The organism is Undibacterium sp. GrIS 1.2 (genome assembly GCF_040544435.1).
Taxonomy (GTDB): Bacteria; Pseudomonadota; Gammaproteobacteria; order Burkholderiales; family Burkholderiaceae_D; genus Undibacterium.
In genome coordinates this window covers 63,192-81,666 of record NZ_JBEONP010000015.1, presented here as the reverse complement: position 1 = coordinate 81,666, position 18,475 = coordinate 63,192, and the positions used below count along the sequence as shown (strand labels likewise).

Annotated in this window: 15 protein-coding genes; 3 read left to right on the top strand and 12 right to left on the bottom strand. The window is 44.3% G+C overall.

The genetic code is table 11. From position 1 onward, the window contains the following. Positions 1–89: 89 nt before the first annotated feature. From bamA to rpsB, 9 genes are all read right to left on the bottom strand, one after another. The gene (gene bamA / locus AAKU61_RS08785) at positions 90–2,465 is read right to left on the bottom strand and encodes an outer membrane protein assembly factor BamA (RefSeq protein WP_354331420.1); all 2,376 of its coding nucleotides are present in this window, start codon (positions 2,463–2,465) and stop codon (positions 90–92) included. 72 nt (positions 2,466–2,537) lie between these two features. Further along, positions 2,538–3,917: an RIP metalloprotease RseP gene (gene rseP / locus AAKU61_RS08780; protein WP_354331418.1), complete on the bottom strand. Its 1,380-nt coding sequence runs from the start codon at positions 3,915–3,917 to the stop codon at positions 2,538–2,540. Beyond that, the gene (gene ispC, locus AAKU61_RS08775; RefSeq protein WP_354331463.1) at positions 3,914–5,086 is read right to left on the bottom strand and encodes a 1-deoxy-D-xylulose-5-phosphate reductoisomerase; all 1,173 of its coding nucleotides are present in this window, start codon (positions 5,084–5,086) and stop codon (positions 3,914–3,916) included. The genes rseP and ispC overlap by 4 nt, the downstream gene beginning before the upstream one ends. Positions 5,087–5,109: 23 nt before the next feature. Next, a complete protein-coding gene (locus tag AAKU61_RS08770; protein ID WP_354331416.1) occupies positions 5,110–5,934 on the bottom strand; it encodes a phosphatidate cytidylyltransferase in 825 nt (274 codons plus the stop codon). Between the two features lie 15 nt (positions 5,935–5,949). Beyond that, the gene (uppS, locus tag AAKU61_RS08765; RefSeq protein WP_354331414.1) at positions 5,950–6,705 is read right to left on the bottom strand and encodes a polyprenyl diphosphate synthase; all 756 of its coding nucleotides are present in this window, start codon (positions 6,703–6,705) and stop codon (positions 5,950–5,952) included. A gap of 93 nt (positions 6,706–6,798) precedes the next feature. Then, the gene (gene frr / locus AAKU61_RS08760; RefSeq protein WP_322119276.1) at positions 6,799–7,359 is read right to left on the bottom strand and encodes a ribosome recycling factor; all 561 of its coding nucleotides are present in this window, start codon (positions 7,357–7,359) and stop codon (positions 6,799–6,801) included. 50 nt (positions 7,360–7,409) lie between these two features. After that, a complete protein-coding gene (gene pyrH / locus AAKU61_RS08755; RefSeq protein WP_354331411.1) occupies positions 7,410–8,141 on the bottom strand; it encodes a UMP kinase in 732 nt (243 codons plus the stop codon). Between the two features lie 200 nt (positions 8,142–8,341). Then, positions 8,342–9,223: a translation elongation factor Ts gene (gene tsf / locus AAKU61_RS08750; protein WP_322119278.1), complete on the bottom strand. Its 882-nt coding sequence runs from the start codon at positions 9,221–9,223 to the stop codon at positions 8,342–8,344. A gap of 133 nt (positions 9,224–9,356) precedes the next feature. Then, entirely contained in the window at positions 9,357–10,106 is a 750-nt protein-coding gene (gene rpsB / locus AAKU61_RS08745) for a 30S ribosomal protein S2 (protein ID WP_354331409.1), read from the bottom strand. Between the two features lie 285 nt (positions 10,107–10,391). Here rpsB and map point away from each other — a divergent pair, with 285 nt between their 5' ends. The 3 genes from map to AAKU61_RS08730 all read left to right on the top strand — a co-directional run bounded on the left by map (position 10,392) and on the right by AAKU61_RS08730 (position 14,695). Continuing rightward, a complete protein-coding gene (map, locus tag AAKU61_RS08740; protein WP_354331407.1) occupies positions 10,392–11,222 on the top strand; it encodes a type I methionyl aminopeptidase in 831 nt (276 codons plus the stop codon). Beyond that, positions 11,222–13,789 carry a [protein-PII] uridylyltransferase gene (locus tag AAKU61_RS08735; protein ID WP_354331405.1) on the top strand — a complete coding sequence of 856 codons (2,568 nt, stop codon included), beginning with the start codon at positions 11,222–11,224 and terminating at the stop codon, positions 13,787–13,789. The genes map and AAKU61_RS08735 overlap by 1 nt, the downstream gene beginning before the upstream one ends. A 159-nt stretch (positions 13,790–13,948) precedes the next feature. After that, positions 13,949–14,695, top strand: coding sequence for a pseudouridine synthase (locus AAKU61_RS08730; RefSeq protein ID WP_354331403.1), 747 nt, complete (start codon positions 13,949–13,951; stop codon positions 14,693–14,695). 174 nt (positions 14,696–14,869) lie between these two features. Here the strand turns inward: AAKU61_RS08730 and def are convergent, their stop codons facing one another. From def to ligA, 3 genes are all read right to left on the bottom strand, one after another. Beyond that, positions 14,870–15,403 carry a peptide deformylase gene (def, locus tag AAKU61_RS08725; RefSeq protein ID WP_354331402.1) on the bottom strand — a complete coding sequence of 178 codons (534 nt, stop codon included), beginning with the start codon at positions 15,401–15,403 and terminating at the stop codon, positions 14,870–14,872. A 108-nt stretch (positions 15,404–15,511) separates the two neighbouring features. Then, entirely contained in the window at positions 15,512–16,393 is an 882-nt protein-coding gene (galU, locus tag AAKU61_RS08720) for a UTP--glucose-1-phosphate uridylyltransferase GalU (RefSeq protein ID WP_354331400.1), read from the bottom strand. A 1-nt stretch (position 16,394) separates the two neighbouring features. Then, positions 16,395–18,473, bottom strand: coding sequence for an NAD-dependent DNA ligase LigA (ligA, locus tag AAKU61_RS08715; protein ID WP_354331398.1), 2,079 nt, complete (start codon positions 18,471–18,473; stop codon positions 16,395–16,397). Between the last annotated feature and the right edge of the window lie 2 nt (positions 18,474–18,475).

Below are 18,475 nucleotides of genomic sequence, written 5' to 3'. Positions count from 1 at the left end.
GGACGGGGTAGTAAGTTGACTCAAAATATTCTCCGAAAAACACTCTCAAATACAAACTCAAACAAGTTAAAACTTAGCAGACCGTTTGTTTAAAATCCAGCACCCAATTGAAATTGGAAAGCTTGTTTTTTATCTTCTGGTTTTGCATTCAATGCTTTACCAATACTCAACTTCAAAGGACCTACAGGTGAAATCCAGCTAATCCCCATACCAGCAGAGTATCGCATATCACTGATACGTATTTTTTGACCTTCATCAAAGACGTTACCACCATCCAGGAAAGTAAACCATCTTAACGACTTATCAGCACCCGGGAATGGCAATTGTAGCTCTATATTACCGAACAACCTGGAAGCGCCACCCAAAGCATCATTATTTGAATCTCGACTTCCCAAAGAAGACGGTTCATAACCGCGGACAGAGCCAATACCGCCCGCATAAAAGTTCTTAAACAATGGATACGGGTTACCCCCAAGACCGTGACCATAATCAAACTCACCATTCATCGCCAACACAACTGAGCGATAAATAGGTTTGAAATATTGATGCTGATAAATTGCGCGATAATATTTGAAACTACCTATAGCAGCAACTTCCAAATTCGCACGTTGATAACGACCAATCGATGGTGTCAGAGCGCTATCTCGACTATCTCTCTGCCACGCCGCTGTTAATGGAAAAGCCGTAGTAACTGCGTTACCAACGCCATAGAGAGGATTAGAGATATCTTTAATGCCGTCACCGTACGTAGCGACGTATGTCAAATACCGCGATGGACTTTGTATGCCATCGAGAGGCGAAAAAGTCTGTACATCCGTGCGTTCAATACCCAAACCAAAGAATACGGTATCAACCTCAGAAAATGGCACACCAAACCGAACGTTACCGCCAGTTGTTTTAACTTTATAATCACCATAACTACCAATGATTGGTCTAGTTGTACGCAAGTAAAGATCAAAACTGCGACTTACGCCATCATCAGTGAAATAAGGATCGACATGAGTCACTGCAATAGTACGGTTTTGACGGCTTGTATTGACATCAAGCCCAATCGTATCACCACTACCAAACGCATTTGCTTGTTGAATTGAACCTGTTAAAGTCAATTTTTCTGCGCCGGAGTAACCTGCACCGAGCAAAATATTACCGGTCGGCTTCTCAGTGATCGTCAAATTCACATCAACTTGATCTGTACTAGTTGGCACTTCTGGCGTTTCTATATTGACGTCTTTAAAATATCCAAGACGATCAACCCTATCGCGAGAAATTTTGATTTTTTCACCGTCATACCAAGATCCTTCGAATTGACGGAATTCTCTACGAATTACCTCGTCTCTGGTTCGGGTGTTACCTGCAAGATTAATGCGGCGTACATAGACTCGCTTACCAGGATCGATAAAGATTGTGAACGCAACTTCTTTCTTTTCTTTATCAAGTTGCGGATTGGCATTAACGTTCGCAAAAGCGTAACCAAAGTTACCTATACGCTCAGAAATACGTTTGGTACTATCCGTTAATCTCGCAGCGTTATAAATGTCACCGCTCTTTAGGGATAACAAAGATTTCAGTTCGTCTTCACGACCGAAAACCTCACCTTCAAGCTTGACGTCAGATACTGTGTATTTGTCGCCTTCTATAATATTGATGGTGATGTAAATATTCTTTTTATCTGGGGTAATAGAAATTTGCGTGGAATCAATTTGCATTTCCAGATAACCGCGATTTTGATAAAAAGATCGCAGTGTTTCTATATCGCCAGACAATTTTTGTTTTGAGTATTGATCAGCCTTGGTGTACCAACTAAACCAACCAGGTGTTGAGAGCGCAAATAATTCACGTAATTCACTATCGGAGAACGCTTTATTACCTACTAAAGTAATCTGTGCAATGCGAGCGATATCACCTTCATTAACTGCAAAAGTAACATTTACCCGGTTACGCTCAATTGGCGTGATTGTTGTCGTAATCTGAACACCATACAAACCGCGCGATAAATATTGACGTTTCAGTTCTTGCTCTGCACGATCCACCGTCGCTTTATCGAAGATTTTTGCTTCACCAACACCAATATCTTTTAAGGCTTTAATCAAAGCATCTTTTTCAAACTCTTTGGTACCGGTGAACTCGACGCCAGCGATAGATGGACGCTCTTCAAGCAAAACAATTAAAACACCGTTTTGCACTTCGATTTGAACGTCTTTAAAGAAACCTGTCGCATACAAAGACTTGATTGCAGTAATACTCTTGGCATCATCAAATACTTCGCCAACTTTAACGGGAAGATAAGTAAATACAGTTCCTGCTTCGGTTCGCTGAATACCCTCTACACGGATATCTTTTACAGTGAATGGCTCAACGGCCAATGCACTTCCTGAACAAACGGCAAGAGCCGCTAATGCCAATATGTGGCGTCGTAATTTAGGCAAAGTATTTGGCAAAGTAAAGTGCTCGATATGTAATTTCATTGGGTGTTATTTAATCTCAAATTTCTACCGGAAAGATCGACAACCAGCAGCATAGTTTGCTTCAGCTGCGCATTATGACATTAGTCGTGAAATATCATTAAAAAAGGCAACTGCCATCAAAGCCATTAATAAAACTACGCCTGCGCGCTGTGCAATCTCACCGAAACGCTCTGACACAGCCCTTCCAGTCAAAACTTCCAGCGAATAATACAACAAATGCCCGCCATCCAACACAGGAATAGGGAGCAAATTCATGACGCCAAGACTAATACTGATTAAAGCAATAAAGCTAAGGTAACTGACGACACTGGTTCTGGAGGTCTGACCTGCATAATCAGCAATCGTAATGGGACCTGTAATATTCTTTAAAGAAATATCTCCAGTCACCATTTTCCCCAGCATTTTAAAATTCAAAATACTGGTATCCCAGGTTCTTTTTATGCCCTTGACCACTGAATCCAAAATAGTTGTTTCTACTTGCACCATCTCTGGTGCGAGCATCAATCCAACTTTAATTCTGCCAATAGTCTGATCCTTAATCACTTGCTGCTCAGGTGTGACATCAAGTTCGAAAGTTCGTTCGCCTCGCTTGACTAACAAATGCATCGCTTTATTTGGGGAAGCATTGACCAGTTCGGTAAATGCTAAGCCATCCAATAATGGTCTACCATCAACTTCAAGAATTTGGTCTTTCTCCTGCAAGCCAGCGCGCTTCGCAGCTCCATCGGGATCTACTGTGCCTAGTATTGCCGCCGGACGAGCAACAGAAAAACCCAATTGAGTCAAAAAATCGGCTTCCAGCTCTTTACTTGAGAGCTGGGATAAAGGGAGTTCAATCGTTACGTGATCAAGAATTTCCGGTTTATTTTGACTAACCCTAGCGACAACTAACTGCGCGTTACTTTTAGATAAACCTAATTGAAGCAACTTCCAGCGCACGTCAGACCAAGTTTGTACATTTTCATCATTTACGCTAGTGATCACGTCACCTTGACGCAAACCTGAGTGATAAGCCAATGAAGAACTTGAAGGTACGCGAATTTTACTACTGGGCTCGGCAACTCCATGCAAGTAAAGAACAGAAAACAAAGTAATTGCCAGCAAAAAATTAGCTATGGGACCTGCGGCAACAATGGCGATGCGCTTCCAAACTGACTGTCTGCAAAACTCCCTACTTAACTCATGCTCAGATAGCTTACTAACATCCTGCTCTCTGGCGTCAAGCATTTTGACGTAACCGCCCAAAGGTAAAATTGATAAAGCCCATTCAGTCTGGTCTTTACCAAAATTTTTTGAGTAAATAACTCGCCCCATACCCACAGAAAAACGTAAAACTTTAACACCGCAAAGTCTGGCGACAAAATAATGTCCAAGCTCGTGAATAATCACAAGAGTACCCAGCGCAAATGCAAAGGCTAGGACAGTTTGTAAAAAAGTTTGTATTTGAATCATGAAGCGAGCAAAGCCTGAGTAATTACTCGCGTTTCTTTATCGCACTCAAGAATGGATTCAATGTCATCCGCGCTAGATAATGCAATTTTGTCTAATACACGAGCAATAATTTGATCAATCATCCTGAAACCAATTTTGCCGTCCAAAAACGATTGGACAGCGACTTCATTACTTGCGTTCAATATAGTTGATGCAGTTTGGCCCGCTTTCAACGCAGCATAAGCCAGATCAAGACAAGGAAAACGCTTAAAGTCTGGCGCTTCGAAATGGAGTTTAGCGATTTTAACCAGATCAAGTGGTGCGACGCCAGATGCAATTCGTTCTGGGTAGGCTAGACCGTAAGCAATCGGTGTGCGCATATCCGGATTCCCCATCTGGGCAAGGACTGAGCCATCATTGTAGGAAACCATAGAGTGAATGACGCTCTGAGGATGTATCAAAACTTCAATTTGCTCTGCAGGCGTAGCAAATAACCAGTGCGCCTCAATTACCTCTAAGCCCTTATTCATCATGGTGGCGGAATCAATCGAAATCTTCCTGCCCATGACCCAGTTTGGATGCGCCACGGCCTCGTCAGGCGTTACATCGGATAAGGATTCTAAATTGCGATTTAAAAAAGGCCCCCCAGATGCGGTCAAGATAATCTTGCTGATTCCATATTCAGATGGATGTCGATTGTAATTATGCGGCAAGCATTGGAAGATCGCATTATGCTCGCTGTCTATGGGTAGTAAAGTAGCGCCGCTATCACGAACAGTATTGATAAATATCTGGCCAGACATGACTAAGGCTTCTTTGTTCGCAAGTAAAACTTTCTTACCCGCCCTAGCTGCAGCTAAGGATGCAGGCAAACCAGCAGCGCCGACAATTGCCGCCATTACCGTATCACAATCGACAGAGCTCGCCACATCACATAGGGCTTGTGAGCCATAACTGACTTCAGTCTTTAGATTCTTTCCAAGCAGTAGCCGCTGTAATTCAGAAGCCGCCTTAGCGGAACCAACCACTGCAATCTGCGGATTAAATTGCTCACATTGCAGCGCCAATTTTTCAACTTGACTATGTGCTGTTAAAGCAAATACCTGATAGCGATCTGGATGTCTGGCAACCACATCCAGAGTAGAAACCCCGATAGAACCGGTTGAACCTAAAATGCAGAGTTTTTGTATACTTGATACGCTCGTCGTCATACTTACTTCATCCATAAAACAATGATCGCAGCAATGGGTAATACGGGGATTAAGGCGTCAATCCTGTCAAGCACACCGCCATGACCCGGCAGTAAAGCACTGCTGTCTTTGAAACCTGCACGGCGTTTTAATGAGGATTCAAATAAATCGCCCACAACACTGGCGACAACCAACAGACTCATAATGCCAACAAAGCCCAAAATTCCAAACGAGATTAATACTTTGGAAGGAAAAGTACCAGAAAGCACGTCAACTTGGCTCGCAGAAAAACTAATCAGCAGTACAGCAATCCAGCCGCCTATCGCTCCCTCCCAAGACTTGCCGGGTGAAATACTTGGTGCCAGCTTATGTTTACCAAAAGCTTTTCCAGAAAAATAGGCTCCGATATCAGCAACCCAGACTATCGCCATGATAGATAACAAAAAAATCGGGGAGTAATTGAACAAACTGGTTATCGCGACAAAACAAGCAAAAATAGATGCGCTATACATACCACTAAATAGAGAGTTAGCAATTCCGTTATTACGAGCCGGAAGACCTCTGGCTAGCGAGGGAATAAATTTAACTACCCAAAATGCGGTAGACAAAGCAAACAGCATAGGTTGAGAAATAGCCGCATTACTAACAGTTAAGCCCGCAAATAAGCCCGCCCAAATAAGGGCAATAACAATAGGAGCCGGGTTCTGAAACAGACGTTGGTTTTCCCACATTGCGGCGCCCAAGAACAAGGTTGCGATGATCGTAAACGCAATAAAAGAACCCGAATAAAGAATCGGCAATAAAATTGCCAATAATAGCAATGCCGTAATGACACGAGTTTTAAGCATTAAATCGCCTGAGGGCTATGACGATGTTTGTCCTACCAATTGCGCACTGGTTCGGCCAAATCTTCGTTCTCTTGTTTGATAGGATGTGATGGCCGTATCTAGCGCTGCAGCATCAAAGTCAGGCCAGTAGGTCTCGGTAAAGTACAGCTCACTGTAGGCCAATTGCCACAGTAAAAAATTAGAAATTCTTGTTTCGCCGCCAGTACGGATAAAAAGATCTGGCTCGGGGGCATACGCCATAGACAAATAAGGCGCTAATTGATCCTCATCAATCGGCATACTAACTTGCCCCTCTTGTACCAATCGATTAAAGGCTTGCACTACATCCCAGCGGCCACCATAGTTAGCGCAGATGGTGACTGTGAGCCCGGCATTGTTCGCCGTCTTTGTCTCTGCTGCTTGTATCATTTTCTGCAATGGCGCATCAAAACGACTTAAATCACCGACAACCTTCAAGCGAATATCGTTGACGTGCATTTTTGCGACTTCTTTCTCAAGCGCAGTAACAAATAAGCGCATCAATAAAGAAACTTCATCTGCAGGCCGACGCCAGTTTTCAGAACTAAAGGCAAAAAGAGTCAGGTATTGCACACCCCTGATTGCACATGCCTCGACGATGACACGAACGGCGTCTACCCCTTTAGCATGTCCTGCAACACGTGGCAAAAAGCGCTTAGTAGCCCAACGCCCATTACCATCCATGATAATAGCTACATGCTTAGGCACATTATCGACAACGGGAACATCTTTTGTAGAGCTAATGTGAGTCATGAATATCCAGAATGAATTACTTCTTTTCTGCCTTGAGCAAAAAATTTAATTAAACGCCCAAGGCAAATAGGAGCAAGGAAATACCGGGGCAATCTATACCGTCAATACTTCTTTTTCTTTTTCAGCAAGCAGCTTGTCTACTTCACTAACAAACTTATCGGTCAGCTTCTGTATATCATCTTGAGCCCGACGCTCATCATCCTCAGAACACTCTTTATCCTTGAGAATTTTCTTGAGTGATTCGTTAGCATCACGGCGAATATTACGGATGGCGATTTTTCCATCTTCGCCCTCATTCTTAACTAACTTAACCATTTCTTTACGACGCTCTTCTGTCAACGCAGGGGTTGGTACTCGGATCATGTCACCTTGCGTGGACGGATTCAAACCTAAATCCGCATCACGAATCGCCTTCTCAACCGCAGAAATCATTTTCTTTTCCCAAGGTTGAACACCGATAGTACGGGCATCGATTAAGGTCACGTTCGCAACTTGTGTAATATGTGTTGCCGTACCATAGTAATCAACTTGAACATGATCAAGAATGCCGGTGTGCGCGCGGCCAGTACGGACTTTGGACAAATCCGCCTTCAGCGTCTCTATCGTTTTTTGCATTCTTTGTTCAGTATTTTTCTTTACATCTGCAACGGTCATGCCGCCCTCCTATACATCAACTTATCAATTCAGTAGTACGTCCGATAAAATTATACGTGCACCAAGGTGCCTTCGTCTGCTCCCATGATGACGTTTCTTAGCGCACCAGGTTTGACAATTGAGAACACTTTGATTGGTAATTTTTGATCTCTACATAACGCAAATGCAGTTGCGTCCATTACCTGCAAATGGCGTGAGATTGCTTCATCAAAAGAAATCGTAGTGTAACGTGTTGCAGTCGCATCTTTCTTTGGGTCGGCAGTATAAACGCCATCGACCTTGGTTGCTTTTAAAACGATCTCAGCACCAATTTCTGATCCTCTTAAAGCAGCGGCAGTATCTGTAGTAAAGAACGGATTACCTGTTCCAGCTGCAAATACAACAACTTTACCCTCCTCCAGATATTGCAATGCTTTAGGCCGGACGTAAGGCTCAACCACTTGATCGATCCCAATTGCTGACATAACCCTGGCAGTAATACCCGCCTGACGCATCGCATCCGCCAATGCAAGGGAATTCATTACAGTTGCAAGCATCCCCATATAATCCGCTGTGGCCCGATCCATACCTTGCGCACCGGGCGCCACACCGCGAAAAATATTGCCGCCTCCAATAACAATCGCCAATTCAACACCAAGCCTTGAGACTTCAGCGACATCAGCAACCATACGCTCAATTGTTGCGCGATTAATTCCGAAGGCATCATCTCCCATCAAGGCCTCACCAGAGAGCTTCAACAGGACACGTTTGTAAGCTGGCTTTGCGTTCGTTACGTTTGTCACGTTCTGGACTCCTTATGGATTTAGACGATTAATTTCTTACAGGCTAAAAGCTGAGAAACGAGCTGCATTAAATAGCTTCACTAAATGTAAATACTAGATAGTAATTTAATGCAAACTAGTGCACCTAATTAGCACACTGTATCTATACATTTAAAAAGCGGACAGTTTAAAAAAACGGGCCTTTCGGCCCGCATTCTTGCTTACGCCTGCTTTGCCGCTGCCACCTGAGCAGCTACTTCCGCAGCGAAATCATCTTGCTTTTTCTCAATGCCTTCACCAACCACATACATTGTGAAAGATTTGACGGAAGCATTTGCCGCCTTCAACATTTGCTCGACTGTTTGCTTGTCGTTCTTCACAAATGTTTGATTCAACAGCGAGACTTCTTTCAAAAACTTCTGAATCGAACCATCAACCATTTTAGCAACGATATCTGCTGGCTTACCAGACTCAGCTGCTTTCTGAGAGGCTACTGAACGTTCTTTCTCAATCAATTCAGCAGGAACTTGCTCAGAGGACAATGAAACTGGTTTCATTGCGGCAATGTGCATAGCAACATCTTTACCGACCTGATCATCAGCGGCATTAAAGTCAACTACAACACCGATACGAGTACCGTGCAAGTAAGCTGCTAATTTAGATTCAGTATCAAAACGTACAAAACGGCGAATTGACATGTTTTCGCCGATTTTCCCGATCAGTGCAGCGCGCACTGACTCTACTGTGCCGCCTTCCAGTGGCAAAGCTGATAAAGCTGCTACGTCAGCAGGGTTATGCTCTGCAACCAACTTCGCACAATTGTTTACTAACGCCAAAAAGTCATCGTTCTTGGTAACAAAGTCAGTTTCGCAATTAACTTCAATCATTGCGCCAACATTACCAGTTAAGTAACTAGCTACTACGCCTTCTGCAGTAATACGGGATGCCGCTTTCGATGCTTTGCCACCAAGTTTAATACGGAGCAATTCTTCTGCGCGATCCATATTACCTTCGGCTTCAGTCAAAGCTTTTTTGCACTCCATCATCGGCGCATCTGTCTTTGCGCGCAATTCACCTACCATCGCTGCTGTAATCGCTGCCATGTTTTTCTCCTAAATTGATAGTGCCATCTATTGATAAGCACCAACATCAAAATTTATTTAAAAAAAGGGGCGAACGACTGTTGCCCCTTTACCATCACCTTACTTGCGAACTCAGTTCGTAGCTTTTAAGCAATTAAGCTTGATCTGCCACTTCGACGAATTCATCAGCACTTGGCTTAACGGCTTCCAACACTTCGTTGACAGCATTAGCACGGCCTTCGAGAATTGCATCAGCAACGCCGCGAGCGTACAAAGCGATTGCCTTGGAGGAGTCATCGTTACCTGGAATGATGTAAGTAACACCTTCAGGAGAGTGATTAGTATCAACTACGCCGATAACTGGGATACCCAATTTAGCAGCTTCAGTGATAGCGCCTTTATGATAGCCAACGTCAACTACGAAAATTGCGTCAGGAATACCACCCATATCCTTGATACCGCCGATTGCTTTTTGCAATTTAACGATTTCACGCTGGAACATCAACGCTTCTTTTTTACTCAACTTTTCTACGGAACCATCTTCTACAGAAGCTTCCATATCTTTCAAACGTTTGATCGATGTTTTGACTGTTTTGAAGTTAGTCAACATACCACCCAACCAACGCTGGTCAACGAAAGGCATACCAGCGCGTTGCGCTTCTGCTGCCATGATGTCGCGTGCTTGACGTTTTGTACCAACCAACAAAATTGTGCCGCGATTTGCTGATAATTGACGGATGTATTGCATCGCCTCTTGATACATACCCAGAGTTTTTTCCAGGTTGACGATATGAATTTTATTGCGATGACCGAAGATGAACGGTGCCATTTTTGGATTCCAAAAACGGGTTTGGTGACCAAAATGGACGCCAGCTTCCAGCATTTCGCGCATTGTTACAGACATGTTAACTCCAGGGTTAGGTCTTGAATCCAGTCAGTGATCTGGGAAATATTATGTAATTCCAGACACCCTTGTTGATCAGATTCGTGCATTAATAAATAATTTTTCAATCAACTTTTCACGGCCGATTTGTAGTTTTTCTTTAGCTTGGTGATGCATTTTTCCAAACTAGCCTTCTATTCTACTACGAAATGAGCCCTAAATTCAAGCGCGCAATGATCGGCCAGCGAACGGCTCTTGCCTCGACTATAATTAGAGCTTACTTATATTCATCTTATTTGGCTCAGCATGACATCTATCTCAATTAAAACACCGGAAGATATCGCAGGAATGCGTATAGCAGGCCGACTTGGCTCGGAAGTACTGGATTACATTACGCCATTCGTCAAAGTAGGCGTAACTACGGGTGAATTAGACAGATTGTGTCATGAATACATGGCCAATGTCCAAGGTACCATCCCGGCTCCATTAAACTATTGCCCACCTGGCTACACGCCTTACCCAAAGGCGATTTGCACTTCGGTCAACGACGTAATTTGCCATGGAATTCCTGGGGATAAAATATTAAAAAGTGGCGATGTTGTCAATTTAGACATTACTGTGATCAAAGATGGCTACCACGGGGATAATAGCCGTATGTTCTTGGTTGGTGAGCCATCGATTTTGGCAAAACGTCTTAATGAGATCACATACGAATGCATGTGGTTAGGTATTTCCAAAGTAAAACCGGGTAATCATTTGGGCGATATCGGCCATATCATTCAACAACACGCAGAAAAAGCTGGCTATAGCGTGGTTCGTGAATTTTGCGGTCACGGCATCGGCAAAGTTTTCCATGAAGAACCACAAGTACTTCATTACGGGCGTCCTGGCACATTAGAGAAATTAGTGCCTGGCATGATATTCACTATAGAACCGATGATTAATGCTGGTCGTCGTGATATTCGTGAAATGGGTGACGGCTGGACCATTAAAACAAAAGACCGCAGCTTGTCTGCACAGTGGGAACACACAATTCTGGTCACAGAAACAGGTTATGAAGTATTGACCTTATCTGCGGGATCACCTCCGCCTCCGGCATTTATTTTGGCCGGCTCGACGCAAAACCTGCCAGCATAATGACGGCCGCTGTTGCAAACATTTCCGCATTAGAGTTCAAAGAAGAACTCAAAGCAGCGCAACAGTTGGTCATCGCTGCATTCACAGAAAATCACAAAGCGGAACAATTACTGCACGACTTGTGCCGCAATGTTGATAACGTTTTAATCAAAATTTGGAAAAAATTTAACTTCCCGACCAGCACCGCGCTGGTCGCAGTTGGTGGTTATGGGCGAGGAGAATTATTCCCCTATTCTGATGTAGACGTGATGATTCTACTGTCTGCACAGCCAGATAGTCTGACGCGTGCAAAGCTGGAACAATTAGTGCAGATTTTTTGGGATATCGGACTCGATATTGGCCATAGTATACGCACCGTTGACGAATGCATGCAAGAAGCAAAAGTAGACCTTACCGTTAAAACTTGTTTGCTGGAAGCGCGCTTAGTTACTGGCAGCCGTAAGTTATTCCGTGAACTACAAGCAGCCTATCTTGCTGATATAAACCCACAGCAGTTTTTCCAGGAAAAACTACTGGAAATGCGTCAGCGGCATGTCAAGTATGAAGATACTGCCTACAGCCTAGAACCAAACTGCAAAGAGAGCCCTGGGGGACTAAGAGACCTGCAGGTGATTTTATGGGTCGCTAAAGCTGCTAACTTAGGCAACTCATGGCGGGAACTCGCTGATCGTGGCTTAATTACGCCGACCGAAGCACACCAACTTAAGCGCAATGAGCGCGCCTTCAAAGATATTCGCATAAGGCTGCATATTCACGCAGGTCGACGCGAAGATAGGCTGATATTTGATGTGCAAACAGCGATTGCTGAGACTTTTGGATTTAAGACTACTGATTCGCGCAGAGCCAGTGAACACTTAATGCAGCGCTACTATTGGGCAGCAAAAACCGTCACGCAACTCAATATGATCTTGCTGCAAAATATTGAAGCCAGCTTGTTTCCTCAACCGTCCGTCCCACGCCCAATCAATCTGCGTTTTAATGAAGTAAACGGCTTTATTGAGATGGCTCGGGATGAGCTTTTTCAGTCAACACCGTCTGCGATACTAGAAGTATTTCTGCTGCTGGTGCAACACCCTGAATTGAAAGGGATGACCGCACGCACCATGCGCGCCTTGTGGCATGCCCGCTTTTTGATTGATGCGGGATTCCGCCATGATATTTTTAATCGTGCGATGTTTTTGCAGATTCTGCAGTCACCGCGGGGGATTACTCATGCGTTACGTCGCATGAACCAGATGAGTATTCTGGGCCGCTATCTGCCTAACTTCAGACGTATTATTGGTCAGATGCAGCACGACCTTTTTCATGCTTACACAGTAGATCAACACATCTTGATGGTGGTACGCAATATACGTCGTTTTACGATGACAGAACATGCACATGAATACCCATTTTGCAGCCAGTTAATGGCGAACTTTACGCAACCATGGGTGTTATATATCGCGGCACTTTTCCATGATATCGCCAAAGGACGCGGCGGCGATCATTCTGTCTTAGGTATGGCAGATGCAAAGAAATTTTGCTTTGATCATGGCATATCTAAAGCCAATTCTGAGTTGATTATATTTTTAGTACAGCAGCATTTGACGATGTCGCATTTCGCACAAAAACAGGATTTATCTGATCCCGATGTTGTACAGGCATTTGCAAAAATAGTGAAGGACGAACGTCACCTCACAGCGCTATATCTGCTCACGGTCGCAGACATTCGAGGCACCAGTCCTAAGGTTTGGAATGCATGGAAAGGGAAACTGCTAGAGGATTTATATCGTATTACCTTGCGAATTTTAGGCGGCGAAGCGCCGTCTAAAGATAGAGAATTAAAAAATCGGCAGGAGGATGCACTTAAAGCTTTACGTCTTTTTGGTTTGCCAGTAGATGCTCATGAGGCGCTTTGGCAGCAACTGGATATGGCGTATTTTTTACGTCATGATTCCTCCGATATCGCCTGGCAAACGCGTTCACTGTATGACAAAATTAACAGCACAGTTCCGGTCGTCAATTGTCGTTTATCACCAATTGGCGAAGGCTTGCAAGTCACTGTCTATGTTCAAGATCAAGCTGATTTATTTGCACGAATTTGCAATTATTTTGATAGCAAAAATTTTGGCATTTTAGACGCGAAAATTCACACAACTAAAAGCGGCTATGCGCTCGATACTTTTTTGGTGATTGAGCCTGCCTTTGCAAATAACTACCGTGACATCATTAATTTAATCGAGCATGAACTGGCAACGGTGCTCACACAGCAGACTGCCTTGTCACCTCCGAACCGTGGTCGGTTATCACGCATGTCCAGAACCTTCCCGATAGTGCCAAGCGTAGATCTAAGGCCGGATGAGCGTGGTCAATACTATTTATTATCAATCTCAGCCAATGATAGAAACGGTCTACTGTACTCGATTGCAAACGTATTAACCAAATATAAAATTAATTTGCATACAGCCAAAATTATGACGCTTGGTGAGCGGGTAGAAGACGTTTTTCTGGTCGATGGTGCCTCGCTACAAAGAGCTAAAAACCAATTACAATTTGAGACTGAGCTATTGGATGCGTTACGGATTTAGGCTGAATCAAATAGATATTTTCTAAAAACTAAACAAATCTCTAGCATCTCTGTTTTAATGCAACGCCCTACCTGTTATTGAGCCATTAAACGACTACCTCGCGTTTAATTAAGACTTACTTAACGTTATTTTCATCACTATTAATTGATTATCTTTGCCATGACCGAACTTGTACGCCTATCGAAACGAATGTCTGAATTGGGCATCTGCTCACGCCGCGAAGCCGACGAATGGATCGCGCGCGGATGGGTCAGAGTTGACGGCAAAGTAGTTTCTGAACTCGGCAGTAAGGTGCTGCCAGACCAGCAAATTTCAGTCGAGCGTCAAGCCGCGGCGGAACAATCAAAACGCGTCACCATCCTCATCAATAAACCGGTCGGCTATGTCAGTGGTCAAGCTGAAGATGGCTATACACCGGCGATTGCATTGATCAAACCAGAAGCTCGTTGGACTGAATGCGCGGTAGATGCGCAATTCCATCCAACCCAACTCAGAAGCCTGGTGCCAGCAGGACGTCTGGATATCGACTCTGTCGGCTTATTGGTATTGACCCAAGATGGTCGAATTGCCAAGCAACTGATCGGGCAAGACACATTGGTAGAAAAAGAATATCTGGTTCGCGTTCAATATGGCAAAACAGGCACCCTACCCGATGCAGAATTAAAGCGTCTCAATCACGGCTTGATGTTAGATGGTAAAAAATTGCTCCCTGCCAGAGTCAGTTGGCTCAATGAAGATCAGCTTAAGTTTGTTTTGCGCGAAGGTAAAAAGCGCCAGATTCGCCGCATGTGCGAGATGGTCGGCTTAAAAGTGCTGGGCTTGAAACGGGTACGCATAGGGAAAGTCAGGCTGGGAAATTTACCCGAAGGTCAGTGGCGCTACTTGCGTGACGACGAGCAGTTTTAACTAACACTACATACCCTATCAACCCTAGCAAGAAGAATATACTCCCCTATTTTTTATTGAAAAACCGTCTATTGTCGATGTTTTATATGGACAATTAAAAAATACCCAGTGGGAGTATATTAATTAATGCCGATGAAAAAGCTGTCGTAGTGCGTTGAATCTGCTAGCGAAGCTTCAATCGTCATCGCCCTGATCCATGTCTGGGAACAGGACTTCGGTAAAACCAAACTTCGTCAAATCTTTAATTCGCGTTGGATATAAGACGCCATCCAAATGGTCGCATTCATGTTGCACTACGCGCGCATGAAAGCCATCGACTTCACGAGATATGGGATTGCCGAATTGGTCAAAGCCCTCATAGCGTAATTTGCTCCAGCGTGGCACAAGGCCGCGCATTCCGGGCACTGACAAACATCCCTCCCAGGCATCGTCGGTCTCATCAGACAATGGCGTTAGCACGGGATTCAGTAAGACTGTTTCCGGCACTCTTGGGGCGTCTGGGTAACGTGGATTATCTTTAAAACCAAAAATCACTAACTGCAAATTAACTCCAATTTGCGGCGCTGCCAAACCAGCGCCATTGGCCGCAACCATGGTTTCAAACATGTCTTTGACCAGGCTGTTTAGCTCTTCTGTATTAAATTGCTTCACTGGCTCTGCTTTACGTAAAAGACGAGAGTCGCCCATTTTTAAAATCGGATGAATCATAAAAAGACTCCTTGGCTTTCAGCAGCTTGGGTTAATTTAAAAAATTGGTAGAAACAAAAAGGCCAAACGCAATTGAACATCACGTTTGGCCTGATATCAAAGCGAAGCTTAAGTAGATTTAAGACTACGTAGATACTCAGAAAATTCTGCTCCGGTCTCTGGATGCTTTAAACCCAAGGCGACGCTGGCTTTGAGATAACCAAGTTTAGAACCACAATCATAGCGAGTCGCGGCAGCGCGATAAGCATACACAGGATAATCCTTCAGCATTGCGGCGATGCCGTCAGTGAGCTGGATTTCTCCTCCGGAGCCTTTGCCCAGCTTTTCTAAATATCCAAAAATACGTGCTGACAAAACATAACGTCCAACTACCGCCAGATTAGATGGCGCATCTTCTGGTTTAGGTTTTTCGACAATGCCGTGCATTTTCTCTACGCGATCTTTATACGGCGTACCGCTGACGATACCGTATTGGCGGGTAAATTCATGCGGCACATCCTGCACTGCAATCACACTACCACCCTCTTCTTCATACAAGCGAGCCATTTGCGTCATAACGGATGGATAACCTTCATCTGCATCCATCAAATCATCCGCTAGCAACACAGCGAAAGGATCATCACCAATCACCGGACGGGCACACAAAACGGCATGACCCAAACCTAAAGCAGCTTGTTGGCGAATATAAATACAATTGATGTTTTTTGGAATAACGTTTCTGACCAGGTCCAGCAAAGCCTGTTTACCTGCGGCTTCCAACTCACTTTCTAACTCATAAGCTTTATCAAAATGATCTTCAATCGCACGTTTGGCGCGACCTGTGATGAACACCATTTCGGTAATACCTGCCTCAACCGCTTCTTCTACCGCGTATTGGATCAGTGGCTTATCGACGATGGGTAACATTTCTTTTGGTTGCGCTTTTGTCGCAGGTAAAAAACGGCTACCTAAACCAGCAACAGGAAATACTGCTTTTCTAATTTTTCTCATCTTAATTCCTTGAACAGAGTTGAAGCAATTCCGCTTCGGTCAGTAAAGGGATACCCAATTCCTGCGCTTTTAACAACTTACTACCAGCATCATCTCCGGCAACGACATAACTGGTTTTTTTTGATACCGAACCAGCTACTTTACCACCTGCACTTTCTATCAAAGCACCTGCCTGATCGCGACTTAGTGTTGGCAAGGTTCCGGTTAACACAAACGTCTGCCCAAGCAAATGTAAAGAGCCGACTTCTTTTTGCGCTGCTTCTGGCCAATGTATTCCAGATGCCAGTAACTGCTGCACTAGCTCGACATTCAGCGGATCGGCAAAAAATAATCTTATCGACTTCGCAACCACGGGGCCTACATCAGATACCGCCAGTAGCTGCTCTTCGGTCGCCTCGATTAGTGCATCGGCATTACCAAAAGTCGCCGCTAAATCTTTTGCAGTCGACTCGCCGACATGACGAATCCCTAATGCATAAATAAAACGGGCAAAACTCGTGGCTTTAGAATTCTCCAGCGCCCCCAGAATGTTCTGCGCAGACTTATCGGCCATTCTATCCAGCGCTACTAAGGACGTTAAACCTAATTTATATAAATCTGCTGCTGTTGTCACTACCTGCTTATCGACCAATTGATCGATTAATTGCTCGCCGACGCCATCAATATTCATGGCCTTGCGTGAAGCAAAGTGGAACAAACCACCTTTTCTTTGAGCAATACATTTTATCCACCCACCGGAGCATCTGGCAATCGCCTCATCCTCCAGTTTAACAATTGTTGACCCGCAGACGGGACATTGTGTCGGCATTACAAATTCTTTAGCGTCAACAGGACGTTTTTCTAAGATGCTCGCGACCACCTCAGGAATGACGTCGCCAGCACGGCGCACCGACACGGTGTCGCCAATACGAATATCTTTGCGACGCACTTCTTCCTCATTATGTAAGGTCGCATTAGTCACGGTGACTCCGCCGACAAATACGGGCGCTAAACGAGCCACTGGAGTAATTGCACCAGTACGCCCGACCTGGACTTCAATATCTAACACTGTGGTTAAAGCTTCTTGTGCCGGAAATTTATGTGCAATCGCAAAGCGTGGCGCACGCGATACAAAGCCTAAAGTATCTTGCTGCACGAACGAGTTAACTTTGTAGACGACACCGTCAATTTCATATGGCAATTGTGATCGTCGTTGCTGTATCTGCTTGTAAAAATCCAAGAGTCCGTCCGCACCCCGCACGATGGCCTGTTCCTCACAGACAGGAATGCCCATCGATTTGTACCATTCTAATAAAGCTCGATGAGAATATAGCTGCAAGCCAGGCAAACTTGCACCTTCCAGGGAGCCAATTCCGTAAGCAAAAAATTTGAGGCTACGCTGCGCAGTGATTTTAGAATCTAGCTGACGCAAACTACCGGCAGCCGCGTTACGTGGATTCGCAAATTCTTTAGCCTCGGCTGCACGCTGACGTTGATTGAGTTTTTCAAAATCGCTTTTAAACATCAAAACTTCACCGCGCACATCCAATACTTTAGGTGGTTCTTTTATATTTAAACGTAGAGGAATACTGCGAATGGTGCGGATGTTTTCCGTTACATCTTCACCCGTAAATCCATCACCACGAGTCGCCGCCTGCGTGAATACGCCATCTACATAACGAAGATTAATGGCAAGACCATCAAACTTCAGATCGATTGCGTATTCCACTGCTTGCTGTGTATCCAGACCATCGCTGACGCGACGATCAAAAGCACGAATATCCTGCTCCTCAAAACCATTATTTAGAGACAGCATTGATGTTGCATGCTGGACTTGCTTAAACTCAGGTAAAGGAGCGCCACCAACGCGAAAGGTCGGGCTATCAGCCCATTTGAACAATGGATAATTCAATTCGATCTGCTGTAACTCTAAAAAAAGAGCATCATATTCAGCATCCGAAATTGAAGGCGAATCATTATCGTAATAACGATGAGAATGACGGTTAAGTTCTACATGCAGTGTTTGAACGCGCTCTTTTAATTTGTTATAAAGTTTTGACTCAATTGTCGACACTGAATAACCGAATAAATCTTCTTCCATAT